This is a genomic window from Cupriavidus sp. PET2-C1 (genome assembly GCF_054515855.1).
This window is the reverse complement of the sequence record NZ_CM137260.1, coordinates 2,881,096-2,906,779: the sequence shown is the minus strand read 5'-3', so window position 1 is coordinate 2,906,779 and position 25,684 is coordinate 2,881,096. Positions and strand designations below refer to the sequence as shown.

22 protein-coding genes and 1 pseudogene are annotated in these 25,684 nt (G+C 57.4%); 8 read left to right on the top strand and 15 right to left on the bottom strand.

Annotated features, from left to right (window positions below; all coding sequences use genetic code 11):
* Nucleotides 1-124: 124 nt before the first annotated feature.
* Nucleotides 125-3,538 carry an adenylate/guanylate cyclase domain-containing protein gene (locus tag ACX12D_RS32930; protein WP_459375152.1) on the top strand — a complete coding sequence of 1,138 codons (3,414 nt, stop codon included), beginning with the start codon at nucleotides 125-127 and terminating at the stop codon, nucleotides 3,536-3,538.
* A gap of 311 nt (nucleotides 3,539-3,849) precedes the next feature.
* Here the strand turns inward: ACX12D_RS32930 and fdhA are convergent, their stop codons facing one another.
* The 6 genes from fdhA to ACX12D_RS32900 all read right to left on the bottom strand — a co-directional run bounded on the left by fdhA (nucleotide 3,850) and on the right by ACX12D_RS32900 (nucleotide 10,387).
* Nucleotides 3,850-5,052: a formaldehyde dehydrogenase, glutathione-independent gene (gene fdhA, locus ACX12D_RS32925; RefSeq protein WP_459375151.1), complete on the bottom strand. Its 1,203-nt coding sequence runs from the start codon at nucleotides 5,050-5,052 to the stop codon at nucleotides 3,850-3,852.
* 18 nt (nucleotides 5,053-5,070) lie between these two features.
* Nucleotides 5,071-6,027 carry a PDR/VanB family oxidoreductase gene (locus tag ACX12D_RS32920; RefSeq protein ID WP_459375150.1) on the bottom strand — a complete coding sequence of 319 codons (957 nt, stop codon included), beginning with the start codon at nucleotides 6,025-6,027 and terminating at the stop codon, nucleotides 5,071-5,073.
* Nucleotides 6,028-6,073: 46 nt separating this feature from the next.
* The gene (locus ACX12D_RS32915) at nucleotides 6,074-6,802 is read right to left on the bottom strand and encodes an IclR family transcriptional regulator (RefSeq protein WP_459375149.1); all 729 of its coding nucleotides are present in this window, start codon (nucleotides 6,800-6,802) and stop codon (nucleotides 6,074-6,076) included.
* A 316-nt stretch (nucleotides 6,803-7,118) separates the two neighbouring features.
* Nucleotides 7,119-8,171 (bottom strand): porin, encoded by a 1,053-nt coding sequence (locus tag ACX12D_RS32910; RefSeq protein WP_459375148.1) that lies wholly within the window; start codon nucleotides 8,169-8,171, stop codon nucleotides 7,119-7,121.
* 157 nt (nucleotides 8,172-8,328) lie between these two features.
* Complete coding sequence (locus ACX12D_RS32905; RefSeq protein WP_459375147.1) at nucleotides 8,329-9,366, bottom strand: glycine betaine ABC transporter substrate-binding protein; 1,038 nt, start codon at nucleotides 9,364-9,366, stop codon at nucleotides 8,329-8,331.
* 526 nt (nucleotides 9,367-9,892) lie between these two features.
* Nucleotides 9,893-10,387, bottom strand: coding sequence for an Lrp/AsnC family transcriptional regulator (locus tag ACX12D_RS32900; protein WP_459375146.1), 495 nt, complete (start codon nucleotides 10,385-10,387; stop codon nucleotides 9,893-9,895).
* Nucleotides 10,388-10,517: 130 nt separating this feature from the next.
* Here ACX12D_RS32900 and kynB point away from each other — a divergent pair, with 130 nt between their 5' ends.
* From kynB to ACX12D_RS32875, 5 genes are all read left to right on the top strand, one after another.
* On the top strand, nucleotides 10,518-11,189 hold the full coding sequence (kynB, locus tag ACX12D_RS32895; protein WP_459375145.1) for an arylformamidase: 672 nt from the start codon (nucleotides 10,518-10,520) through the stop codon (nucleotides 11,187-11,189).
* A 25-nt stretch (nucleotides 11,190-11,214) separates the two neighbouring features.
* Complete coding sequence (kynA, locus tag ACX12D_RS32890) at nucleotides 11,215-12,072, top strand: tryptophan 2,3-dioxygenase (protein WP_459375144.1); 858 nt, start codon at nucleotides 11,215-11,217, stop codon at nucleotides 12,070-12,072.
* A 33-nt stretch (nucleotides 12,073-12,105) separates the two neighbouring features.
* Complete coding sequence (locus ACX12D_RS32885) at nucleotides 12,106-13,311, top strand: amino acid aminotransferase (RefSeq protein WP_459375143.1); 1,206 nt, start codon at nucleotides 12,106-12,108, stop codon at nucleotides 13,309-13,311.
* A gap of 56 nt (nucleotides 13,312-13,367) precedes the next feature.
* Entirely contained in the window at nucleotides 13,368-13,748 is a 381-nt protein-coding gene (locus ACX12D_RS32880; RefSeq protein ID WP_459375142.1) for a RidA family protein, read from the top strand.
* A gap of 426 nt (nucleotides 13,749-14,174) precedes the next feature.
* Nucleotides 14,175-15,050, top strand: coding sequence for a LysR substrate-binding domain-containing protein (locus ACX12D_RS32875; protein ID WP_459375141.1), 876 nt, complete (start codon nucleotides 14,175-14,177; stop codon nucleotides 15,048-15,050).
* A gap of 38 nt (nucleotides 15,051-15,088) precedes the next feature.
* Here ACX12D_RS32875 and ACX12D_RS32870 read toward each other — a convergent pair whose 3' ends face one another.
* From ACX12D_RS32870 to ACX12D_RS32860, 3 genes are read right to left on the bottom strand one after another with little or no spacing between them, the layout of a single operon-like run.
* Nucleotides 15,089-16,426, bottom strand: coding sequence for an MFS transporter (locus tag ACX12D_RS32870; protein WP_459375140.1), 1,338 nt, complete (start codon nucleotides 16,424-16,426; stop codon nucleotides 15,089-15,091).
* Between the two features lie 29 nt (nucleotides 16,427-16,455).
* A complete protein-coding gene (locus ACX12D_RS32865) occupies nucleotides 16,456-17,790 on the bottom strand; it encodes an NAD(P)/FAD-dependent oxidoreductase (RefSeq protein ID WP_459375139.1) in 1,335 nt (444 codons plus the stop codon).
* Between the two features lie 35 nt (nucleotides 17,791-17,825).
* Nucleotides 17,826-18,164, bottom strand: a complete 339-nt coding sequence (locus ACX12D_RS32860; protein ID WP_459375138.1) for a hypothetical protein — start codon at nucleotides 18,162-18,164, stop codon at nucleotides 17,826-17,828.
* Nucleotides 18,165-18,434: 270 nt separating this feature from the next.
* Here ACX12D_RS32860 and ACX12D_RS32855 point away from each other — a divergent pair, with 270 nt between their 5' ends.
* Nucleotides 18,435-19,676: an aromatic ring-hydroxylating oxygenase subunit alpha gene (locus ACX12D_RS32855; protein ID WP_459375137.1), complete on the top strand. Its 1,242-nt coding sequence runs from the start codon at nucleotides 18,435-18,437 to the stop codon at nucleotides 19,674-19,676.
* 498 nt (nucleotides 19,677-20,174) lie between these two features.
* On the opposite strand, the gene ACX12D_RS32850 is transcribed toward ACX12D_RS32855, so the two are convergent.
* The 5 genes from ACX12D_RS32850 to ACX12D_RS32830 form a co-directional block, all read right to left on the bottom strand.
* The gene (locus tag ACX12D_RS32850) at nucleotides 20,175-20,306 is read right to left on the bottom strand and encodes a hypothetical protein (RefSeq protein ID WP_459375136.1); all 132 of its coding nucleotides are present in this window, start codon (nucleotides 20,304-20,306) and stop codon (nucleotides 20,175-20,177) included.
* On the bottom strand, nucleotides 20,278-20,433 hold the full coding sequence (locus tag ACX12D_RS32845; protein ID WP_459376594.1) for a hypothetical protein: 156 nt from the start codon (nucleotides 20,431-20,433) through the stop codon (nucleotides 20,278-20,280). Before ACX12D_RS32845 ends, ACX12D_RS32850 begins: the two co-directional genes overlap by 29 nt.
* 132 nt (nucleotides 20,434-20,565) lie before the next feature.
* On the bottom strand, nucleotides 20,566-21,399 hold the full coding sequence (locus tag ACX12D_RS32840) for a quaternary amine ABC transporter ATP-binding protein (protein WP_459375135.1): 834 nt from the start codon (nucleotides 21,397-21,399) through the stop codon (nucleotides 20,566-20,568).
* 19 nt (nucleotides 21,400-21,418) lie between these two features.
* Nucleotides 21,419-22,303 carry an ABC transporter permease gene (locus tag ACX12D_RS32835; protein WP_459375134.1) on the bottom strand — a complete coding sequence of 295 codons (885 nt, stop codon included), beginning with the start codon at nucleotides 22,301-22,303 and terminating at the stop codon, nucleotides 21,419-21,421.
* 342 nt (nucleotides 22,304-22,645) lie between these two features.
* Entirely contained in the window at nucleotides 22,646-23,158 is a 513-nt protein-coding gene (locus tag ACX12D_RS32830; RefSeq protein WP_459375133.1) for a MarR family winged helix-turn-helix transcriptional regulator, read from the bottom strand.
* Between the two features lie 269 nt (nucleotides 23,159-23,427).
* On the opposite strand from ACX12D_RS32830, the pseudogene ACX12D_RS32825 reads away from it, so the two are divergent.
* Nucleotides 23,428-23,630 (top strand): annotated as a pseudogene (locus tag ACX12D_RS32825) (S-(hydroxymethyl)glutathione dehydrogenase); the annotation flags it as partial.
* Nucleotides 23,631-25,320: 1,690 nt separating this feature from the next.
* On the opposite strand, the gene ACX12D_RS32820 reads toward ACX12D_RS32825, so the two are convergent.
* The gene (locus tag ACX12D_RS32820; RefSeq protein WP_459375132.1) at nucleotides 25,321-25,500 is read right to left on the bottom strand and encodes a hypothetical protein; all 180 of its coding nucleotides are present in this window, start codon (nucleotides 25,498-25,500) and stop codon (nucleotides 25,321-25,323) included.
* Between the last annotated feature and the right edge of the window lie 184 nt (nucleotides 25,501-25,684).

Below are 25,684 nucleotides of genomic sequence, written 5' to 3'. Positions count from 1 at the left end.
CCGAGAGCACGCCAGCCCAGAGCTTCCGTGGCGCTCGCGCGCGCTTAGGCCGGTTCGCTAGCCCTTCCCCGCGCTGATAAGATCTAGTAGTTAAGTCTTCCAGATCCTGGAAGGGATAAGCCCCATGCGCTGCGCAAGCTGCGGGTTCGAGAATCCGGCAAGCGTCAAATTCTGTGAGGAATGTGGCGCAAAGCTTGTTCGCGTCTGCCCGGCCTGTGGGCAAAAGGCCAGTGCCAGAGCCAAATTCTGCAGCGAATGCGGCGCGCCAATGAGCGCGACGTCCCCTATCACGGCACCTGCGCCGAGCGCCCCCATCGACTACACACCCCCATACTTGGCCGAGCGCATTCGAGCGGCACAGACGGGCATGGAAGCTCGTGGCGCGGCGGATGGCGAGCGCAAGACGGTAACGGCCCTGTTCGCCGACATGGCCGGCTCGACCGCGCTGATCCACGACCTCGATCCGGAAGACGCACGGCGACTGATTGACCCTGTGCTAGCGCTGATGATGAACGCCGTGCATCACTATGAAGGCTATGTAGCCAAGTCGATGGGCGATGGCATCCTGGCGCTGTTTGGCGCGCCAATCGCGAACGAAGACCATCCGCAGCGCGCTCTGCTTGCGGCGCTACGCATGCAGGAAGCGATGCGTCGGTACGCCGACGAGGTGCGTCTCACCCAAGGGATCGCGCTGCAGATCCGCGTCGGCATCAATTCCGGTGAAGTGGTAGTGCGCACAATTCGCATCAAGGATTTGCACACCGACTACGATCCTGTTGGCAAATCGATCCATATTGCTTCGCGGATGGAGAGCATCGCGTTGCCCGGCTCAATTGTTGCGAGCGAACACACCCACAACCTGACCGAAGGCTATTTCGCGTTCAAGGCCCTCGGCGCGACGCCAATCAAGGGGCTGCCCGAGCCGCTCGCGGTCTTCGAAGTCCTCGGCCTCGGCCCGCTGCGCACCCGGCTGCAGGTGTCGGCCAGCCGCGGGCTGGCGCGCTTTGTCGGCCGCACGCGTGAACTCGAGCGGTTGCGCGAAGCGCGGGCGGGGGCGCAGGCCGGCCATGGTCAGATCGTCAGCGTGGTCGGTGAGCCGGGAGTCGGCAAGTCGCGGCTATGCCACGAGTTTAAGCTTCTTGCGCCTCGCGCTTGCCTCGTGCTGGAAACCTTTTCGGTTTCTCACGGCAAAGCTTATCCGTATCTACCATTAATCGAGTTGCTGAGGAACTACTGCCAGATCACGGCGCAGGACGATGAGCGCCGGCGGCGTGAAAAGCTCACCGGCAAGGTCCTGACCCTTGACCGCGCGCTGGAAGACAACCTGCCCTATCTGCTTTACCTGCTGGGAGCCGCCGAGCCGGGCTCGGCGCTGGCTCAGATGGATGCCCAGATCCGCCAGCAGCATACATTCGAGGCTGTCAAGCGGCTGCTGGTGCGTGAGAGCCAAGCCCAGCCGCTGGAGCTGATCGTTGAGGATTTGCCGTGGCTCGACAGCGAAACCGAGGCTTTCCTAGACTTTCTCGGCGAAAGCCTGGCTGGCGCTCGCATCCTGCTGCTAGTGAATTGCCGCCCCGAGTATCGGCACCATTGGAGCTCCAAGAGCTATTACACCGAGTTGCGGCTATATCCTCTGCGCGAAGCCGAAGCTCAAGAACTACTGCGAGCCCTGCTGGGCGACGCAGCCGGGCTCGCCCCCCTCGAGCACCTAATCTTGGAGCAGACCCAGGGCAATCCGTTTTTCATCGAGGAGGTGGTGCAGACGCTGGTCGAGGAACAGGTTCTACGTGGTGAGCGTGGCCATTACCGTCTAGAACGTATCCCCGGAAAACTGCACATCCCGCCCACCGTGCAGGGGGTGCTCGCAGCCCGCATCGACCGCCTGCGGCCAGCCGAGAAGGCACTCCTGCAGACCCTGGCCGTGATCGGCAAGGTGTTTCCCTGGAGCCTGCTCGCGCGAGTCGTCGGGCAGCCCGAAGACACGACGAAGAGACTGCTGACGCGGCTGCAAGAGGGGGAATTCATTTACGAGCAGCCAGCATTTCCAGAGGTGGAATACAGCTTTAAGCATGCATTAGCACAGGAAGTAACCTATGGCTTGCTGCTGAGTGAGCAGCGTCAGGCACTGCATGAGCGCATCGCTCAGGCGATTGAGGCTCTCTTTGGCGCCCAGATAGAGGAGCACTGCAGCGAGCTGGCGCATCATTTCAGCCGCAGCGGCAACGCGCCGAAGGCGGTGGAATACTTGCACTGCGCCGGGCGCCAAGCAGTGCAACGTTCCGCCGATGCCGAAGCTGTCACCCACCTCACCATGGCACTGGCCTTGCTCGCAACGCTGCCTGATACTCCTGAGCGCGCACGGCACGAACTCGTCATTCAAATCACCCTCGGCCCGGCCTGGATGGCTACCAAGGGATTCGCTGCCCCGGAAGTGGAGGCGACTTACACGCGCGCTCTGGCGCTATGTCACCAACTCGGGGAGACGATCCAGCTCTTCCCCGCCCTACTGGGGCTGCGCACGTTTTACATAGTCCGCGCGGAACTCCAGACCGCGCGCGAGTTGGCGGAGCAACTGCTGGCGCTAGCCGAAAAGGCGCGGGACCCCGCATTGCTCGTACAAGCGCGGCGGGCGTTAGCGGCCAGCTTATTCTGTCTCGGCGAGCTGAACCCCGCCCGCGCACAGTTAGAGGAAGCCATTGCGCTCTACAACCCCGGGAAACATCGGTCACACGGCTTTTTTTATGGACTCGAACCCGGTGTGCAGGGGCTGGCCCTCGTAGTCATGGACCTGTGGCTTCTCGGCTATCCGGACCAAGCTCTCGCACGCAGCCATGAGGCGCTCGCCTTGGCCCTGACCCCATCCCATCCTCCTGACTCGGCTGATGCCCTTATCTTCGCCGCTGAGGTCCGTCTGTTCCGCCGCGAAGTGCAGCCTGTACATGATCTGGCGCAGGCACTCCTCACCCTCGCAACCGATTACGGCTTACCGTTCGGCTCGGCTTGTGGGACCATCCTCTCAGGCTGGGCACTGGCTCACCTGGGCCGTGCAGCGGAAGGCGTTGACATGATACAGCGGGGATTGAGCGCGTACCGCGCCACCGGAGCCGAGCTTTGGCGGACCCATTTCTTAGCCCTGTTGGCCGAAGCTTGCACAAGAGCAGGACAAGCCAAGCTAGGCCTTGCGGCGCTGGCCGAAGCATTGGCGCTGGCGGACCGGACCGAGGAACGTGTGTACGAAGCGGAACTGTACCGGCTCAAGGGGGAATTAACGCTTCTGGTGCCAAGCTACGGAGGCCAAGGGAACAACGGCCGGCCCGACGCCGAAGTCTGCTTCCTTCAGGCTATCGCGATTGCCCGCCGCCAAGGCGCCCGATCTCTGGAGTTGCGTGCGGTGGTCGCTTTGAGCCGGCTGTGGCAGCAGCTGGGCAAATCCCCTGACGCCCGCCAGATGCTGGCTGAGTGCTATGGCTGGTTCACCGAAGGTTTTGACACGGTGGACCTGCGGGCAGCTAGGGCTCTGCTCGTCGAGTTCGATTGAAAACAGCGGCGCGCTGCGTTTACTGCACTGCCGTAATGACAGTAGCACTGACGAAGTGGGAATGGTTAACCCTCCACAGCCTCAACATCCAGCCCACCTCGGCGGATGGAGCAATGAATGGCGCCTCTCGCCAGACCTAGTTCACGAATGCAGACCCATGATCCAACGCATCCGACCCAGTTTGACCGTATGCTGCCTACGTAGTCGGATAATGCGTAGACAGAGCGAAAGCTCGGTTCCGGCATAGACCCTTACTTTACTAAAATAAAAACCATGCCCTACAAGCGAGGGCATGGTCACTTCTCTCGGCGTCACGCAGCAGCTTTCAACATTCCGTGAGGATCGATAACGAACTTCTTGGCCACACCTGCATCGAATTGTGTGTAGCCTTGTGGTGCGTCCTCCAATGAGATCACCTGCACATTGACGACATTGGCGATATCAATCCGGTCCCAGAGAATCGCCTGCATGAGGTTTTTGTTGTATTTCATAACCGGCGTCTGCCCAGTAAAAAAGCTGTGCGATTTTGCCCAGCCCTGCCCCAGACGCAGAGACAGGCTGCCGCGCTGGGCAGCAACGTCAACTGCACCAGGGTCGTCAGTCACGTACAGCCCCGGGATACCGATCTGTCCGGCCACACGCGTGACTTCCATCAGTGAATTGAGAACGGCAGCTGGCGCCTCCCGCTGGGAGCCGCTATGTCCGTGGCCGCGAGCCTCAAACCCAACGCAGTCGATAGCGCAATCCACCTCCGGTTCGCCTACGATCGCTGCAATCTGCTCCGAAAGGGAGACATCAAGCGACAGGTCAACCGTCTCGAAGCCGACCTTACGAGCATGTTCGAGTCTAGCCTTGTTGACGTCCCCAATGATTGTGACCGCCGCGCCCAGCAATCGCGCCGACGCAGCCGCTGCCAGTCCGACGGGACCAGCACCGGCGACATAGACCGTCGTCCCTGGCTTCACTCCCGCGGTGACTGCGCCATGATAGCCGGTTGGAAGAATATCCGAGAGGCAGGTCAGGTCACGTATCTTCTCCATTGCCTGGTCATGGTCCGGAAACTTCAGCAAGTTGAAGTCCGCGTACGGCACCATGACGTACTCGGCCTGCCCGCCGATCCAGCCACCCATGTCGACATATCCATAGGCACCACCGGGACGTGCAAGGTTGACGGTCAAGCAAACCCCCGTGTTCATTGACTTGCACATCGGGCATCGACCGCACGCAACATTGAACGGAACCGACACCAAATCTCCCTTCTTGAGGGTAACAACATCGGAGCCAACCTCGATCACCTCCCCCGTAATCTCGTGACCGAGGACAAGTCCAGCGGGAGCAGTCGTTCTACCACGAACCATATGCTGGTCAGAACCGCAGATATTCGTGGAGACTACACGAAGGATCGCCCCGTGATTGGCCTTCCTTCCATTAGGTTCAACCAAATCTGGGAAGGGAATACTCTGAATTTCGACGATTCCCGGCCCCACATAGACCACCCCACGGTTATTCGACATATGTTTCTCCTAATGTGACTAAAGATCCAAGACCAGGTGTCGCCCCTTGCACCCGGAAACGCAAACCATCATTATCCTGTTGGAGTCGCGTTCGCTCTGGCTCAAAACGCTGTCGCGATGGTCGGGACAGCCTTCGAGTACCGCCGTCTCGCACGACCCGCATACGCCCTCCCGACACGAGTATTCAACCTGCACTTCGGCTTCTAATAGTGCATCCAGTAACGATTTTCCCGAGGGCACAAGTACGCTTTTTCCAGAACGCCCCAGCGCGACGCTGTACTCACCTTCCTGCACTGCCTCAGTGGCGGGATCAGCGGCAAAGCGCTCAACATGTACGTTGGGATAACCATGCTCCTTGCATGCGTCCTCGAATGCGCTCAGCATTGGCCCCGGACCGCAGCAGTAGAAATGCGTGTCGACGTGCCTGCCGGCCAACATGGTCTTGATATCTGGGGGAACCCCTTCTTCTTCATCGAAGTGGAAGCGTACGGCGTCACCGTAACCGGCCAACTGCTCCACAAATGCAGCCTCGGCGCGGAATCGCGCACAGTACAACAGCGTGAACGTGCGACCACGCTCGGCCAGGCGTCGCGCCATGCAAAGGATGGGGGTCACTCCGATACCACCCGCCACTAGTACCGACTGCATGGCGTCCTCATCCAGAGCAAAGTGGTTGCGCGGCGGCGCTACCTGCAGCATTTGCCCAACAAGCAATTCCTCATGAACGAAGCGGGAGCCACCGCGGCTGTTGCGGTCCAGCAGTACCCCTACCGTGTAGCGATCGCGGTCTTCTGGCGCGCCACACAGGGAATAGCTGCGGGTCAAGCCATTGGCAAGATGCAAGTCGATATGTGCGCCGGGACTGAACTCGGGCAATGTCTCTCCACCGGCACCCTGCAGTTCCAGGCTAACGACGCCACGTGCCTCGTAGCGGATCGCCTGCACCCTCATCATCAATAAGCTGCCTTGCTTCATCTTTGTATTTCCCTTCTTACAACCCTATTCCTCGGGCGCGTGTCTTCTATACGGCCCCACCGTTTGCGCCCACATGCCTGGAATCGAAGTCCCGTTCGTCAACTAAGCAAGATAAGTCTGCGGCTGCTTCTCGCATCTTGGCAGTCAGGCGCTCCATCTCTTCGCCGTTCGGACACGTCGGCTTGACAATGACGCCCAAGGCCGCAACTATTGTTCCCAGCGAATCCCGGACCGGAACGGCGACCGCCGCAACGTCTACTTCGAACCCGTTTTCATGCATCACATAGCCGCGCTGATAGTCCCGTCGCACTTCTTCAAAAAGATCCATGACAGTTTGCGACGCTTGACCGGTCCGCGCCCGCAGTTCCGTCTCGGGGTAGAGTGAACGCAATTGGGATAGCGACAATTCTCCAAGCAGAACGCGACCTGGCATAGTGGCGTATGCGGGCAAACTGGTGCCAACGGCAACGTTGCCGAAAAGCCAGCTATTGGGATCGGCTTTCGCCACATACACTATCCACGGCCCATCGCGTACCGCCAGGTGGCAAGGGTATCCAACCTCGTCGCTTAGTCGTTTCAGCAAAGGACTGCCCAGCTCGGTAAGGTCCATCGATGCAAGTTGACCGAAGCCAAGCCGAAGCACCCCCACGCCAGCTCGGTACCCACGGCCCACACCGGCACGTTCGACGAAGCCTGTGGCTTCCAGCGTGGCGAGCAAACGGAACACCGCAATGCGCGACAGATTCAGCCGTCGCGAGATTTCTGGTGCCGTCATTGGCGCACGATGCCTGACCAATTCCATGAGAAGACGAAGGCCACGTTCCAGGCTAGGGGCCGGCCCTTCGCCCTTTGCATATCTGGCAGTACTAATGTCAACAATCATATTTTTCGACTTGACGTCTTCGTCACAGATTCCTACGATCGTTACCTGCACTGGTTGTTGACGTAGTATCGTTGTACCTCAACAGCGTCTCGTTATATGTCAGCCAATTCTCGCTGTAGATTGAGGCAACGAACTTTCAATCTGCAAATTGGATACGGCAAGGCGAAATCGCGAGCAACGGACTCCGCCTTACCATTCCACATAGCCTTTAGAAGCGATGTCTCATCCCGACCCGCACCGCGGTCTGGCTGGATCCGGACGACGGCCCACCAATTGCCGCCACCACCTGCGAGCCGAAGCCACGATCGCGCCCATACGCACCCACCAGATACACATCCGTCCGCTTGGAAAGCTGGTAGTCAAGACTCAGCGTAAGCTGTTGAGCGTCGCCGACATCATTATTCCGGCTTTGGTACTGGTAGCCGAGACCAATCGACAGCGGCTGTGTCACCGTATATACAGCACCAAGCTCATAGGTCGTGGCTCTGGGCCGCACAGCGCTTGAGATGCGAACGTCGGAGACTAGTCCAAATAGTCGTACGGACTTGAAGCTATACGCCGCACCACCGATGATGATGCGCTTTGTGTCACTGTCTACAGCATTCTTCTGCGTGTAGTAAGAGACCGACGCACCAAATGGACCATTGTTGTAGTTCGCAATAACGCTGGTGGTGGCGCTCTTCCCGAGTGAGCCGGCTACTTCGCCAAAGCCGTACATCGCGCCGAAATCGAATCCCCCGAAATTCGGAGAGACATACTTGACCGAGTTATCGACCCAATCGCCCCAAACCCGGTTGTCCAGCGAATATCCTCCGGCGCTATACGAAGGCAGACTCCAGGCAAGCAGGCCCGCCGGTGTATTGGAAGCGACCGCATAAGCCGGGAAGTACCAGCCAATGAAATCATATTGCCGGCCCATGGTCAGGGTCCCCCATCCTCCCTGAGCTCCCACATAAGATCCGTAGCCGAAAAGACGTCCACCAGCGCTGAGCACGCCGGTGTCCAACTGGAATCCACTCTCCAACTGGAAAATGATCTTGTTGCCCCCACCGATGTCTTCGGTGCCTCGCATCCCCCAGCGACTACCTTGCGCTACACCTGTCATGAGCTCTACTGACGAACCCTGCACTCCGTTCTTAACGACATCATTGGTGTACGTCAGACCGGCATCGAGCAACCCGTAGAGCGTCACGGACGATTGTGCGAATGCGGTTCCTGTCAATAGCGACAGCCCTACAAGAAAAAATTTCTTACGTCCCACAACTCCTCCCCTACCATCGAATATTATGAATCAGCAAGTTGCGACTAGATTGCAATTTGCTTTTCTATTCCTTTATCACCGGCTATGGTTGATCTCGCCCTGGCTACTGCTTTAGACCAGAATGTTTGCCATGTTTGGCAGCATTCCGTCAGAAAAGTCAGCGTGACCCGTACAGCGCCTTACGCGCATCCGGCGAAATCCACTGTTCGATCGTCTTCTTGTTCTCAGTGATGTAGGTTCGTGCCGCCGTGCGTGCGGGGACTTTCTTATCGGCCATCTCTGCGATGACACGATTGATATCTTCCATGGGAACGCTGACATTGCGCATGAAAGCTACAATCGTCGGAGCGCCATTTGCAAAATCCTTGGACACTGCAGTCGTCAGATTCGTAGCTGGGGAAGCCGACCCACAGGGGTTCGCGGCGGGATTTTCATGGATAGTCTTCCAGCATTCGGCGTTGAACTCCGGCTCCTGGAGCTGGATCGACCGATACTTGCCAAGGATGTTCGAAGGCCCCCAGTATGTGAAGAGGATCGGCTTTCCTCGCTGAAACGCCGACGCAATGGCAGCATCGAAAGCGGCACCCGTTCCGGGTCGGAAGTTGTTGTAGGCAGCTGCCAACTTGTAGGCTTTCAGGCGTTGCGTGTTATCTTTTTCGCAGGCCCAGCCCGTCGGGCAATTGTAGAATCGTCCCTTCGTGGGATCCTCGTCATCACGGAATACTTCTGCGTAGGCTGCGAGGTCTGAGACTGACTTGAGGTTGGGGGCGATCGGTTTGATTCCTCGTGCCGCATCGCCGCGAACAACATATTCAGGCACGAACCAGCCTTCCCGACCACCTCCCTTGACGAGTGAGCCTACAAGTTGAATGCTGCCACGTTCGGCCGCGCGCTCGAACGATTCTGTGCGACCCTGCCAATATTCAACAAATACCTGGAGATCATTGTTCAACAATGCCGCCTGGGTGATTGGGCTAGACCCGACCACCGCTTCAGTTTTGCAGCCATAGCCTTTTTCGATGATCTCACGCATCAGCTCCGAAAAGAACTTTCCGCTATCCCAGCCAATCTCTGCGAACTTGATGGGGCGACTGGCGTCACACCATGCCGTGTCGCTCGCCATTGCGGCGTGCGCAAAAAGAAGCGACGCGGCAGCAACCACGGCTCGTGCCGTTTTTTTAGCTTTGCCTTTCATTATTTCCTCCAGTTAATCTGACGTACCCTGCTGGGGTGGGGCGATTTAATTAGGCTGATACGCGCTTACTTCTTCGTCGCGCGTGGCATTTGCAGAACAGCGACTTCGCCGTGCAAGATCGAAGTCTGCAGCACGGGCCAACAGTCACGTTGGTAAGTCATATGTTTATGTGGGCACGTACATTTGACTCAATCAATCCTATGTCGCAGCGCAACATAGGCGCGCGAAAGGACAGTTCGGAGGGTACGGCCGCTCATCAGGCGGCACGCTGTGCGGAGGAATGCACCAAATCGGAACGTCGAGGTGGCGCTAGAGGCTGGTGGATAAGTCCAAACCGGACTATCGCGTGAACCCCGTGGCTGGGTCAGATGTTCGTCCGTCGGTCAGGCAGATCGCCTTTCGAACGCGGCGCCAGGGTGCATCGCGACTATCCTGAGATCGCACGTAAAGGTGCATATCTTGGCCTGGGCGCGCGCACGCTCGAAAGTCGCGCGAACAATGGCGCGTCGGGATGCTGCCTGCCTGATCAGCTTCTGGGCTTCGCGTTGCGGAGCACCACCTCGAGTGGCGAGCCGTCTCCCTTGAACTCTTCCAGCACGATGTTCGATTTCACTTCCAGCACTCCAGAGGTCTTATAAAGACGGCCAATCACGAAATCAGCGTATTCCCTGAGCGAGCGCGCACGCACCAGCAGGATGTAGTTGCTTGACCCCGTGATCACGTACGCATAGGCGACTTCCGGCCAATCAGCCACCATCATCTTGAAAGCTTCGTGCCAGCCCTCGCCGTCCGGGCGCATGGTGACCTGCACGATCGCCTGCACCTCTAAACCAAGGTTAGTCGGATCCAACTGCACCTTGTACGCCTTGATGATCCCGCTATGTTCAAGGAGCTTCACTCGGCGCAGGCAAGCAGACTGTGAAAGGCCTACCTGTTTTGCCAGGTCCAGGTTTGTGATCCTCCCGTCCAATTCCAGTGTGCGAAGAATTGCGATGTCGATTGAGTCCAGATCGAGTTGCATAAAGTTATAAAAATTCCTTGTTTCATCGAAACTTCTTGCGCCACGATGCGGCGACGTCGCAGCAAAACGAAGCACATTTCGCAACTAGCCGCGTAATATTCTCCGCAGATCGTATCGGAACGGAGGCCTCATGCAAAGTCATCGTTATGCCGCGGCAGGCATCTGGGACATCTCACCATTGATACATGCGGGAACGCCGGTGTGGCCGGGTGACACAACCTTCAGTCATGAGCACATCTGGCGCATGGAAGCAGGCAGCCCTGTCAATGTTGGCCGCATTACGCTATCCCCGCATACAGGCGCACATGCCGACGCGCCGGTCCACTATGAACGTGAAGGGCTCGGGATCGCGGCAGTGGACTTGACCAGATATATCGGGCCGTGCCGCCTTGTCCGGGTATCGGATCACGGTGGCTTTATTGAGCCAGAGTGCCTTCCGAGATCATTCTGGGAGGGGCCATTGCCTTCCCGCGTCTTGTTTCGTACTTACGAGACGTCTCCCGTCGCCTGGGATCCGCACTTTGTCGCCGTGGCCCCCGCAACCGTCAACCGACTGGCTGCGCTGGGGGTCCAACTGTTGGGCATTGATACACCATCACTCGATCCCCAAGAGTCAAAAACGATGGATGCGCATCGGCGCATTGCGGCGCACGATATGGCCATCCTGGAAGGCCTAGTGCTCGACGACATCCTCGACGGCGATTACGAACTGATCGCTTTACCGCTGAAACTGGCTGCGCTCGACGCCAGCCCTGTGCGCGCCATCCTACGGCAAGCGCCACACCCCCCACAACATTCTTAATTGGAGTATGACGATGAGCTGCCCAATGTCCGCCGGTCGCACCGCGACCGAAACCGCCGGGGCTGATCAATGGCACGGTGCACAGATGAATTTTGCCAAGGACATGAGCTACGGCGACTATCTCAGCCTGGCGCCAATTCTGTCAGCACAGCATCCACTGTCCCCCGACCACAATGAGACGCTGTTCATCATTCAGCATCAGACTTCTGAGCTCTGGATGAAGCTGATGCTTCACGAGCTCCACGCGGCCCGAACTGAGGTACGCACCGATAAACTGGCGCCGGCGTTCAAGAAACTCGCTCGCGTATCCCGCATCATGGATCAGCTGGTGCAGGCATGGAGCGTATTGGCCACCATGACACCGTCCGAGTACTCGGCGATGCGACCGTACCTGGGAATGTCCTCGGGGTTCCAGTCGTTCCAGTACCGCGAGATTGAGTTTCTGCTTGGCAATAAGAACGCAGCGATGCTACGTCCACATGCACATCGCGAGGACCTCCTCGTGCCTTTGGAGGCAGTTCTCAATAGCCCTTCGATCTATGATGAAGCGTTGAAACTCATGGCACGAAAAGGGCTGTCCGTTGATCCGGCGTGCCTGGAACGGGATTGGACACAGCCACTGTCTTATCAGCCTTCGGTTGAAGCTGCCTGGGCCGTCGTCTATCGCGATCCCGAAGGGTACTGGGATCTGTACCAGCTCGGAGAGAAGCTCGTCGATATTGAGGACTCTTTCCGCCAATGGCGCTTCCGCCACGCTACCACTGTTGAGCGCGTCATCGGCTTCAAGCGCGGCACCGGTGGCACGGAAGGAGTTTCCTACCTTCGCAAGATGCTCGATGTCGAGCTCTTCCCTGAACTGTGGCGTGTCCGCACTGCGTTGTAAAAAACACCCCACCTGACAAATTCATAGCCCACCATGTTTCATAACGTCGAGGCCTACCCAGGCGACCCCATCCTTTCATTGCTCGAAGGATTCCTTGCTGACCCCCGCGAACAGAAGACCAACCTGAGCATCGGTCTCTACTACGACGAACATGGGCGTATTCCCATTCTTGAAAGCGTCCAGGAAGCCAAAGCGCAGCTCCAAGCCAACCCTACGCCGCATACCTATCTGCCGATGGAGGGGGTTGCTGCTTACCGGGAGGCAGTTCAACACCTGGTTTTTGGCCCTGACGCTCCTCAGGTCACCAGCGGTCAGATCGCAACGATCCAAACCATTGGTGGGTCGGGGGCAATTCATGTCGCCGCGCACTTCATCAAGCAATACCTGCCGGGCAGCGCCGTGTGGATCTCTAACCCCACGTGGGACAATCATCGCACCCTGCTGGAGTCCGCTGGACTGACAGTCCACACGTATCCCTATCTAAATGCGGCGGGAAATGGGGTCGACTTCGACGCAATGCTGAGTACGCTGCAGACGCTCCCGCCGCACAGCGTAGTGCTCTTGCAGCCCTCGTGTCACAACCCTACTGGGTGTGACTTGACTCCTGAGCAATTCGATGAAGTGATTGCGATTCTTGAGACACGCAAGCTGGTTCCGTTCATGGACATGGCATATCAGGGCTTCGGCAGAGGGCTCGACGAAGATGCCGCGCCAATCCGAAAGATTCTTAAGAAAGGCCTGCCACTGTTTGTGAGCAACTCCTTCTCGAAGAACTTCTCCCTGTATGGCGAGCGCGTGGGAGGTCTTTCTATCGTTTGCGATAGCAAGCAAGTTGGCGACAATGTTTTGGGCCAGCTCAAGGCCATCGTCCGCAAGATCTACTCGAGCCCCCCGGCTTTCGGCGGCCAACTTGCGGCCACGGTTTTGTCGTCATCCGGACTCAAGGCCAAATGGGAAGATGAGGTCGCGTCCATGCGAGCACGAATGGTCTTGATGCGACTTGCCCTGCGCAGCGCGCTTGAGACCCAGGCTGACTACCCGGCCGAGTTCCTGACCCGTCAAGCGGGTATGTTTAGCTATACCGGGCTAAGCGCCGGCGAAGTCGACTATATGCGTGAAGCGCACGGTATCTATCTGGTTCGTTCGGGTCGCATCTGCATCGCTGGGCTGAACTCCGGCAACGTTGACGCGGTCGCGAGCGGCCTCGCGGACGTCATCGCGCGCCGACGCCGCGGCTAACCCACATCGCTCAGCCGGCCAAGTGTCGGCTGGAAGAAGATTTCAAGGATACTTTGATGGTTGAAGTCATCGATACCGGTCTGAAGTCAATGGCTCAGCCATTCTCGTGGGCCACCCGCGCGAATGGCATCATATTCACGGCCCACGGACCGGTGGACAGTACAGGAAGCATCGCTGGCGAGGATATCGAGCAGCAAGCCCATCTGACGTTCAGCAACCTCAAGCAAGCCCTGGCAGCCACGGGCTCGACCTCTTCTGACGTTGCTCAAGTGCTGATCTACATGAAAGAAGCGACACATATGGCCTGCATTGACAATGTGTACCGCAAATTCTTCACGGCGCCGTACCCGAATCGCTCCAGCGTGGTCGTGAAGGATTTCGTGCATCCGGACATGCTGATCGAGATCGTGGCCTACGTGGCCACGAACGCTCCTTAACAGGGCAAGCGTTGCGCCGGCCCGCGGGGCGTGAGAAGAACAGTCTCGCGGCACCGGCGCCGCCGATTCGTTTCCTATTGCGGTGTTGATGCAAACACCGCCGGTATCGCGCTACAGGCGACTGCGGCAGTAGGCCGGCCCGATCTCCTCTCCACCGCGACAATTCAGCCGTCAATCCGCTCCCCGCAATGCCCAACCGCGGCATTTTCAGACCATCGATCCTGCCCGACTCAAAGGTGTAAGATCCAGGGCAATAGTCGCGGCGTTCCCGCCTGAGTCCAGTCAATACGCGCCAGATCATCGTGACACGCGTCGTCCGCGCTGATTTTACGTATCGCATACCAAGGCTTGTTGCCAATGAGCTCGCTTCATCTACGCTTGCCCTCGCTGAACACAATCGCTGCGTTCGAAGCATCCGCGAGGCATTTGAGTTTCACCCGCGCTGCTGAAGAACTGCATCTTTCCCAAGCCGCGGTCAGTCGCCAGGTGCAGTCACTTGAGGCAAGGCTGGGCACACCGTTGTTTGTCCGCCGCCACAAGGAGATCATCCTGACACCCGCAGGCCTGGAATTCCAGGAAGCCATCGCCGAGGGACTACTGGCTTTGCGCAGTGCCATTGCCAGAATACGGAACCTGAGCGACAAGTCCGTTACCGTGTCCGCCAGCCTTGCCATGTCCAGCTTCTGGCTGATGCCCGCTATTCTGGATTTTCAAACCGCGCATCCGGACATCCCTATTCGCGTATTGGCCAGTGACAGTGTCATAGAACCGGGAGCCGCCTCAGGGGACCTCGCCATTCGCTACGGCAATGGGGCGTGGGAGGGTGTCAGCGCCATCAAACTGTTTGATGAGGTGATACTGCCGGTGTGTTCCCCGGCATTCATATCGGGCCGTTCCCCCCTGGATACTGCGGGCCTGGCTAATGAGCCACTCATCGAACTAGATAGTTCGATCACCACAAACTCCACTTGGAGAACCTGGTTCCGAAATCGGGGAATCGCTCAGGATTCCCTGAATATCGCGTTGCAGCTAACAAATCACGATCTCGTGCATCGCGCGGTTTGCGCCGGCAAGGGCATCGCGTTGGGATGGTCGTATGGTGTGTTGCGAGATCTTCGGGATGGTACGCTCATTAGACCTGTGCTTGACCAGGTGACCACCGGCAACGGGGAATTCCTAGTCCACACAAACGACTCCCCTTTGAGTGAATCCGCTGAACTCTTCAAAGCATGGATCCTCGACTACGCAGCCAGCGAGCGCTTGGAAATCGATACCTTTCTTGGCGGACAGCACGCAGTCTGATGTCCGACCCGCGGTCAAGCGCGTCGGACACGCCTTCTTTAAGGACGGCGCGCGGACATGACAGCTGTCGGGAACGATACAGCGCCAGCTTGTCCGGTTCGCATGTAGCGTGCAGCCACATGAAAGTGCCACGCCGCCCACAGGCCCGTCAGGGATACCGCCATCAGGACATAACGAAGCGACTCGGCTGGATTTGCGGTACGCGATGCGATGATATCCGAGAAAAAACCGACAACCTGCGGTGCTATGACGAGGTTTGCAACGTTCGTGGCAAACACAATAATACCGACGACCTGCCCTCGCATCGCCGCAGGCGTGAGATTCTGCGCCATGGAAGCGGAAGGACCAATGTACACATAGATCGTCGGTATGAAGACCCAGAGCATCACGTGAGTCAGCGTCAGTGAAGATGACGCGTAAGCAACGAACGAAGGCACTGTTGCTACTGCCGTAATCAGTGCCACAAGCCGGGCCTGAGCGAAGTCCGACCTTGCGAAAGGCCGGCTCAGCACATACGCAGTGCACAGCATCGCAATGATCCCTCCGATGCCATGAATCGCGCCTAGAGTTTCTCCTGCGCCCCCGACACTCAAATGGAAGCTCCGCGCAAGGAACGAAGGCGTCCACCAGACCAGTCCCCATCCCCAGAACGTAAGAACGGTTGTTCCCGCAATCACGTGCAGGAGTGCCTTGCAATGTCGAATGTGATGCAAGGTTTCCCGGAAGGTCGAACGAATTGCTTCGCTTCCTGACTTATCGAACACGCCACGTCTTGGCTCTTTAAAGCCCAGCATCACGATGACTGCCAGCGGAAGTCCGATGGCCCCGAATGCGAGCAGCACTGCGCGCCACCCATGGTGTTCCGCAATCCATCCTCCACCGGCCGAACCCATCAATGCGCCTATCGCGGCTCCGACAGAGAACAGGCTCATTGCCGTCCCGCGTAAAGACGGACGGAACTTGTCCGCCAGCAACGAGACTGCCGGCGGCATACAGCCTGCTTCGCCCACGCCCACGCCGAGCCGGGAGATGAAAAATGTTAGCGCGGTACTACTCGCTCCACACAACATGGTGAAGCCAGACCAGACCGCCAACGCAATGCCGATCATCCGCTTACGGTTCACCCTGTCCGCCAGAATACCTAACGGCAAGCTTAGCGTGACATAAAACAATGCGACGGCGGTGCCCGTCATGAAACCCACCTCGCTATCGGTGAGCTTGAACTCATGCTTGATCGGTTCGATGAGGGTCGATACCACGTAGCGGTCTGCGATGTTGACGGCGTAAACCATCGTCAGAAGGAACAGTACCCACCACTTCGTGATGCCGCTACCTGCGTCCTTCCCTGTTCCTTGATAGTGTGTCTCGCTGCTCATAATTATGTTTTGTCTCACCCACGTATTTTCTACTTCTCGGACCGGCCCGCCCACTTCTGGGCGGCCAGATAGGTTCGCACTCCGACATCCAGGAACGGACGACGCGGCAGCATATCTGGCGATCCCAGCGCCATCATGTCGCTAATCAATGGGTGGCCGGTGTCGCATGCCAGTTCAGCTATAAGCGCGCCTGCGGCGGTTTGTTTCGCGATCCCTACACCATTGCAATTGACTGCAGCATAGACGTCTTTCGACAGTTGGCCCCAGCCTGGCGCGCCATTCTGACTTAACGACAGATAGCCGGCCCAGAAGTGCTCTAGCTTTACCTGATCCAGCATTGGGAAACGAGCCTTGAATAGCACTTCGTGGGAACGCTTCATACGCTCGCGCAACGAATCCGAACAACGCAACGTCGGCGCGAATTGAAATCCGTAGCGGAACAGGATGCGGAAATCCTGGGTGTACCGCAATGTGGCGCCGGCAATTCCGTGCGCAGGCGTGATGCCCCAATCGAGAGTGCCGCCGAGCTGCTTTCGCTCCTCGAGCGTCAAAGGCCGCGAAAGGCTCGCAAACAGCACAAAGGGCAGAAGCTGCCTCTTGAAGCACCCGAAGCGGCTGATGAACGCATTGTTTGTCAGCACAGCCTTCCGCGCGGATATGCGCACACCACCCGGCAGGGTAGCCGCGACCGTAGGTTCGGCCTCCAGTTCCAGCACGGGGGAATTCTCGAACAAGTGCACGTTCGAAGGCAGCGTATCGGCAAGACCCCGCGACAAGGCGGCTGGATTCACAAGTCGCGTCCCGGGCGTATAGACCGCCGAATCGTAGTATCGGGTGCCGATCCGCTCATGGAGCGCCTCCCCGCGCACGATCTCATAGGGTTCCCCTAGTGCGTCCAGCTCAGCTGCAGTGGCACCAAGAAGCCGGCGTGAAATCTCAGGCGAAACCGCACAGTCATATCGACCGCTTCTGCTCCACTGGCAATCTATGGCGTGGGCACGGACCAGCTCATCGAGAGAATCGATCCCATAGCGACTCAGCCGGATGTGCCGAAAACCCTTCTCCGTATTGTCCGGATTGTGATCGTTGTTGTGCGGAAGATCGATGGCAAAGCCTGCGTTTCGCCCTTGCGCGCCTTCCCCTGCCTGCTGGGCCTCGAGTAGCGCAATGGATTGGGACGGGTTCAGCATCGCCAGTCGTCTGGCGGCAGACACGCCGGCGTAGCCTGCGCCGACCACAAGCCAGTCGAAGCTGGCTGATTTTTGCGCCGGCGCGCGAGGATTCCGCCTCGGAAGGATCGCCGACCAGCCATTCGTCTTGTCGTCCGCCGGAAGCAATTTGTCCGAGTGTAGTGGAGCGTTCATGCTGCAGCCTGGTTCATGAGGTTCGTATGCGTGCATCATGCGGCTGTCACGACAAAGAAGAACTCTGCGTCGCTACCGAAATAGGCCACGGTCGAGCCCCGGTTGATGGATAGAACTCCCCCAGCCTCGGCAACCACCTCGGCGCCGTTGCAAATGACACCGAATGCACCTTTAAGCACATAGATAACTTCATCGTAGTCCAGCGTCTTTGGCGGTGTACGGCCAATCCTCAGACGGCCAAATCCCGACGCAAGCGAGTTCCTCGCTGAGCGGGACACCCAGGCGATGCCGCCGCCACTGTCTTCGGCTCCATCACGCAGTTCCCAGACAACGTCCCCAGAGCGGGTCAGCGCAATCGTTTCTGATTCATTCATACAGATACACCGCGAATGGCTATTGGAGTCGGAATTCTAGGAAGCGCGACCTGCGGGCGAAAGCGGGAATCTCGCATGCATTGCATGCAGAAATGTCAGGCACTCCAATGCGGGGCCCAATTGGCACATCCGGGGTCTAGGGTTTCCCCCTAGCCCCCCATGAATTGACTGAATCAATCGTGGATCCCGCGATTAATGTGCCACCAGAGGTCGAGCGAGAGCGGAACTAGCACTCTCCCTCGCCTAAGTCGGACCCCACTGGAGACCATAATGTCTGGAGCTATTACCCTGCACCGCGACGCCTTAGGCGCAGAGGTCAGGGAACTATTGGATATCTATCGCCCCGGCGTCGGGCTTCAACAAGGCTTCTATACGAGTGAGTCGATCTTCGAGGCTGAGATGGAAGCCATCTGGTATAAGACCTGGCTTTTCGCTGGAATGACTTGCGACTTGCCCGAGGCGGGTAGCTGGTTCACCGTGAATATTGGCCGCGCTTCCGTGGTCGTCGTTCGAAGCAACGACGGCGAGATCAACGCATTTCACAACACCTGCCGTCATCGCGGCTCGAAAATCTGCCTAACAGAACGCGGCAAGTCTCGAAATCTGGTCTGTCCATACCATCATTGGACGTATAACACCAAGGGCACACTGATCCATGCGCGCGACATGGGCGATTCCTTCGACAAGGAAGCCCATTCCCTGCGGCCGATCAAGGTGGGCGAAGTAGCTGGCTATATCTTCATTTGCCTATCCGAGGACGGGCCGGACTTCACGGAATTCCAGCAAACCATGTCGCCCTACCTCCTGCCGCATGGTTTGCAGGACGCGAAGGTCGCCTACGAGTCCACGCTCATCGAACAAGCCAACTGGAAGCTTGTCATCGAGAACAACCGTGAGTGTTACCACTGCAAGTCCGGTCACCCGGAACTTATGCGGACCATCGCAGACGTAGAAGCGACGGACGATCCTCGTTGTTCGCCTGAGTTTGTCCAGAAAGCACAAGACGACAAAACGCGTTGGGACACACAAAGCCTGCCTTACGCTCATCAAACCAAGCCGAAGGAGGGTTGGCAGATTATCCGCGTGCCAATGACCCACGGGCTTTCTTTCACCATGACCGGAGAGCCTGCCTCCCGTCGCCTCATGGGTTCATTGCCAGACTTCGACGTCGGCTCGGTCCGTCTCCTGCGCTTCCCAAGCACCTGGAATCATGCGCTTAGCGATCACGCTATTTCATTCCGTGTCACGCCAATCGACGCCAAAACCACTGCAGTCACAACAAAATGGCTCGTCCACAAGGATGCAGAGGAAGGGGTAGATTACGACCTCGACGCTCTGACAACGGTATGGAAGGCGACAAACGACCAGGACAGGACGCTAGCCGAAAACAACCAACGTGGCATTAACTCGCCGGCATACCAGCCAGGCCCGCTGTCGCCGTCCATGGAGTATGGCGTCGTGGCCTTCCTAGACTGGTATATCGATTCAATGCGATCCCATTTCGGCAAGTAACGTTTGACAAGAACAATGGCAGGTGCCGCATCGCAATGCAGCCCTGCCAGAATATGTAAGCGGACAGTGATTCGCGGCGTCTTCGCACCCATGTAGCATGGGTCGGAAGCATCGCATCCGAACGCCCGCGCGGTGAACTCCCACTCTTGACCCTTTGTACTCATCAGCAGGCCCCTTGAGCTGAAGGCCAAATATCCATCGCTGACCGGTGAAATCGCTCGCCCCTCAGCCTGCTTGCGAGGGCGTCTCCTCGCAGCGCATCGCCCATACGGGATGCTTACTCCCGCGCACTTACGAAAAATGTAAGTACCTCGCGCCGACCGTGGGTTCCCAAGGCACGCCATCACGCACTAATCGCGTCCTGCAACACCTGACGTTCTGCATCGGTTAGTGCTAGACGCCCGACCTGGCCGCTTCCTGACTCCGCTGATGCTCGATTTGCTCACACGCCCAATTGACTTCAGTGAATTGACCATGCGCATGGTCACAGTCATCGGGTCAACTCCCCGGAACCGGTGTGATAAAGGACGCCATCTTGCTGACACTTTCGACATCCACATCCCCGGCTATCATTCCATCCGGCAGACAATTTATGCCGACGTCAATGACGACTAACCCGGTCTTGACCATCGTACCGACAATCATCCCCGGCGCCCCCCGCGGCCACGATGAGGATATCGGCCAGAATGGTGACTTGGCCGAGGCATCGTGTTCTGCCATGACACACCGTCACTGTCGCCTTATCCCGCCTCAGCATGAGCGCCATGGGCTTTTCGGAATGAGAATATCGCGAGCCGTTATGCTTTCAGATTCGCACGCCTTTTTAGAAACAAACGCCCGCTTGACCGGCGGGCGTTTATACCTACGTTGGAATGCAGGTGACTTTAATTCAGGGAACTCCAACGGCACGATGTTCCACAAATTTCCTCACATAGTCATTGGCCGGCGATTCGATAATCTCTTGAGGCCTACCTTCCTGCATCACCATACCGTCCTTCATGATGACAATGCGGGTACCTATCTTCAACGCCTCATCAAGATCATGAGTAATGAAAACAATCGTCTTCTTCATTTCCCGTTGGATTTGCAAAAGGAGATCCTGCATTTCACAGCGAATCAAGGGATCCAGCGCGCTGAACGCTTCATCGAGGAGAACGATGTCGGTTTCCGCGACAAGTGCCCGAGCTAGCCCAACGCGTTGGCGCATACCACCGGAAAGTTCGTCGGGATACTTTTCCCCGAAACCTTTCAGGCCCATCTTTCCACTGACCCACGCGGACGCCTTCTCGCGGCTGGTCTTTGGATCGTCGCCGCGCAATAGAAGTCCAAAGGCGATATTCTCGCACACCGTCTTGTGCGGAAGAAGAGCAAAGCTCTGAAATACCATGCTGATCTGCCGTCGCCTGACTTCACGAAGCTCATTGTCGCGTAGCTTTACGATATCCCGATTGTTAATCAAAATCTCGCCTGCTGTTGGCTCGATCAGCCTGTTGAAATGTCGGACCAACGTGGATTTGCCGGAGCCTGACAGCCCCATGATGACAAAGATCTCACCCTTTTCAACCCGAAGAGAAACATCGTTGACGCCTAAAGTACAACCGGTCCGCGACAGAATCTCGCCTTTCGCATGTCCGCTTCGTGCAAGCTGAAGTGCTTCGTCAATGGACTTCTTGTTCGGACCGAATATCTTGTAGACGTTCTTCACATGTAGTGCAGCAGCCATCTCCTGTCTCCCTCCCCTATCACGCGAGCGCAACGCGCTTGCTTCTTTTTGCCATCACAGCTCGATGACGCCGCCCTTTGCCAAATGCCTGGCTGATTCGGTCGATGACGATTGCAAGAATGACGATGGCCATCCCCGCCTGAAGGCCCCTTCCGATGTCCAGATTGTTGATGCCTGCCAACACGTCTTCGCCGAGCCCGCGAGCGCCGATCATCGATGCGATGACAATCATGCCGAGCGCCATCATCACGGATTGATTGATACCAGCCATGATGCTTGGCCGGGCAAGCGGCAACTGAACCTTCAGAAGAAGTTGCGTCTGCGTGCAACCGAAAGACTTTCCCGCTTCAACGATATCCTCGGAAACCTGCCTGATACCCAGGTCGGTAAGACGAACGAGAGGCGGCAAAGCGTAAATGACTGTAGCGATGATTGCCGGCACCTTGCCAAGTCCAAACAGCATCAGTACGGGAATCATATAAACGAAGGTCGGCAAGGTTTGCATCATGTCCAATACCGGACTGACTCCGCTCCTTAGCCAGGCGCTTCGCGACATCAGTATCCCCATCGGCAATCCCAGAACGACGGCCAGGGTAGTCGACACCAACATGATTGCGAGCGTTTGTAGCAGCTTGTCCCAGAGGCCGAAGCTGCCGATGAGATAAAGCAGTGCGACCAGGATAGCTGACGTCGTCAACTTCTTCGATCCCACCCACGCGAGCCAGCCGACGATCCCAAGAATCACAATCGCCGGGGTGCCTTTCAGGCCCGTTTCGATCGGCACCAGCACCCATCTCAGAACGAAAGCGCTGAAGCCCTGAAAATAATCTCCGTATCTTTGCACCAGATCGTTGAAGAAAACGTTTATCGCGTTTTCAATCGACAGATGAAGAAAGATGTCCATGTTAATTCCAACCACTGCCATATAGTTTCACAAGTGCACACAGGTCCGGTCAGCTATACCCGTAATTGCGCGCCGCCACGGATTGCATCAGGGCAAGGGCCTTGGTCCGGTGAACTTGTCGGGCTGGCATTCCCTGATTACGATGCAGAATCAGCATAGTCATGGTCAGGAGAGTTGACTAAATCAATCGTTGGCCAGAAGCAGAAAACCTTTCGCACAGACGGCTTCCACAGACGATTTACTTCACGTTTTCACATTGGAACGACAAAAGGGCACCGAAGTGCCCTGATTTTCCAATGGAATTTCAAGATGGAGAGGCCTTGACCTTACATCATTGATTAATCAATGATTTTTCCCGAATGAATTCGCAGCAGCCCTTAATTTGTTGATTATCTTGTCCAACTGCTGGATTTCCTCTACCGTCAGGGCGTCGACCAAAGCAAGGTTCATCTCGCGATAACGAATAAGGATTTTGTCGTACAGTTCGCGCCCCTTATCCGTGAACACGATTTTTGCAAAACGAGCATTGTCGGGATTGGAGAGCCGCTTCAACAAACCTTCCCTGACCATCGTGCCCACCGTCCTGGATGCTTGCGCCTTGTCCAATTCTGCATGCTCCGCGATATCGGACAGTGTTGCCCCCTCCATGTCGTGGACGGTGGCAATGAGACGCCAGCGCCTCCGGTTAATCCCAAATTCGTTGTTCAGCATGCGCTCGTGATGGTCCCCGAACTCCCGATACACCAGATACAGGCGGTAATCGAGCATGTCCTTCAGATTTCGGGGGTCCAGCGATGGCGTGCGTGGAGAATCGTCCACTTTAGGAGTGACAACACTGGGGTCAAAAGGGCGCATGACGGGGTTCCTTCTTCCTTACCGGAGCCATCAGCAAGCCCTACGCTGGCCCCCAAAATGTCCCCGGCGCATAGTTTGCGCACTAGGCCCAGCCATTGCTAGTCGGGAAGACCCGGCCCTCGCCCCCGCTAGGGTGGATTGCCTCGGGCGTTTGGGTCACCTGACGACGATTGATTATCTCAAGTTTGGCTCCGGCTGCTATGCTTGCAGACGCCCAAGAAATACCGGTCCCGCTACGAGAGGCGTTGTCGGATCCATAGGGCAAAGCTCACACTCCGGAATGCCGCCAGTGCAAGTTCTGCCTGTCGCGCAAGACCGACCTGTGCCAGGCGATTCGCGCCACGCAGGGCACGTGGCCGATGCCGGACGGCACCCCGCGCTTCTAGCTCGAAAAGCCGATCTCTACTACATGGGCACATCGACCTTTGCCAACCACATCGTGGTGCCTGAGAGCGCGCTGGCTAAGATGCGTTGACACGCGACCTCACGATGCGGTTGGTGGGCTGCATACGCGAACAATGGTCTCGACCAAGGCCTGCAGTTCCTCGCCTCGCGCCGACGGGCGCGACATTGCACAGTTCAAGCACCCCAGCCCCGCCTAATGATGCAAATACCAGCCAGGTCACGCCTTTTGGATACGGATGGTGCTCGGCCACCTCAGGAAAGACTTCGAGGAACCGAGCAAAGAACGCCTCGTCCTCATTCGCCCGCGTGGCCCCGATACGACTGAAGATCGATGGTGTCGTTTTGCATCCAAAGAAAAGGCTCCACGCTGTCAGGTAGTTTTCGGCCCCGAAAATCTGGTTCCATGCCTGCATAACGAACGTCTCGACCCACTCCCGCAACTGCAATGTCCGGGTCTGGCCATATACGGCCCTAGTCGCGGCGCGTGTCGAGGGGAACTGCCATCCAGACAGCCAGCTTAAAGATCATGGCACCTGGCATTACGCAAGCTAACAAACGTATTGGAGGCATCCTCTCTCACGTAAGTACTCGCTTTATATTTCTTCCGGCGTACTACGAGGTTTGACATGACGAATGATTCTAGTCCATGACATGCTCGCGAACGTATACTGTCTTGTCACTCGTCGGCCGCGCACGAAGCCGCCCGACGATAGGGCCGCCCTCCCCGCCTGGGAGGCTTCGGTGGTGACCGCTCCCTTGGTCGGCTAGATACGGCAGCGATGGGGGGATACTGGTCTCTGTGGGGGAAGAGTTGAGACGACTAGCACGCGGGCGAAGATAGCGCGTGACTCGAATGACTGTCGGAGCTATCCGAGCTGGATAGCAGAAGGCTCCCTGCTCTATGAGTGCCAGGGGGCTGCGGCATTCCCTAGCATATCTAAAGCGAGGATATGCTTACTAAAGAATAGTGTGGAGATCCTCGATTGAGGATAGAAGGTTATTCCAGCTTCTACACAAAGGTGTGCATCTTCATCCGGAATAACCAGATGCATACTCCACATTTGTGAGGATGAAGAACGAGAGTATCAATACGTGTAGATGTGGACCGCTTCGCGGTCGGGCAGCCAGGGCGGACAGGTATGAAGGCGAACCTTTTCTCGTTCCCGGTAGCGATTGCTCCCGAAGCTGCACGGCCCCCTGCTCGGGTAAGGACATCCACAGAAATCCAGTGGCTGCCCCGGCCTGATTGGGTCGCTTGATGTCTGAGTTGCTACGGCGTGCTCAGCCCAGCGTTTTCACCCCTGGTTTCTGCCGGCGAACAGCCGGTTCAGCGAGCAACGGTCAGGCTTGTTTCACAACTCCGCGGCGGTCGCCAACGGGGGGGTGAAATTGCGAGGATTTCGCCTGGTACTGCTCCGTAGTCCTCGGGTGAGAGATTCCACCGAAATTCAGCGTCTGCTGCCTTGGGGGCCATTGGGACGGTCGATGCCGCTACGGCTTCCTCCGGCAAGTTCCTTCATTCCTGGTTGCCGCCGGCGAAAGGCCTGTTCGAAGGGAGGCGATGTCGGCATAGTTTCGCGTGGCACCCGACCATACCCAGATCGTCTTGTCTACCCGCGCTCACCCGCCGCCCTACGTCCGTTACTGGTCACCGAGACCACGCCGTCGTCGAAAGGCCCGCACGGCCTCAGTCCTCAACGCTCGCTTGGCCGCCATGTTGTTGATCCTCGAGCGAACATCCTCGGCAGCAAGTATTGCTAACAGATGAGGATCGCTGCGCCGCGCAGAGCGATGACCTCGGCATCGGGCCATCCCTTGGCAAAGGTGCGCATAGCCATCAAGTGGTAGCGCGACTGCCTGCTCATCTGAGGCATCGGGTAGTGAGGATCCGAGAGGTCCGACTCAGTATCGAGAAGCACCGCATCTTCGGAATTCATCGTTAGATATCCGTATTGCTTCGTTCCTTGGCGGCAGGATCATACATATAGCGTCCTCACTTGTCATGACACGATATGTCGATCCGATGACGGTCCCCTCCCTTTCCAGCGCGTCCTCCCCTGAATTGAAGCACAAGTTGTGATGCGGAGAGAACCTCCCCGGCTAGCTTAGTACATCTGCAGT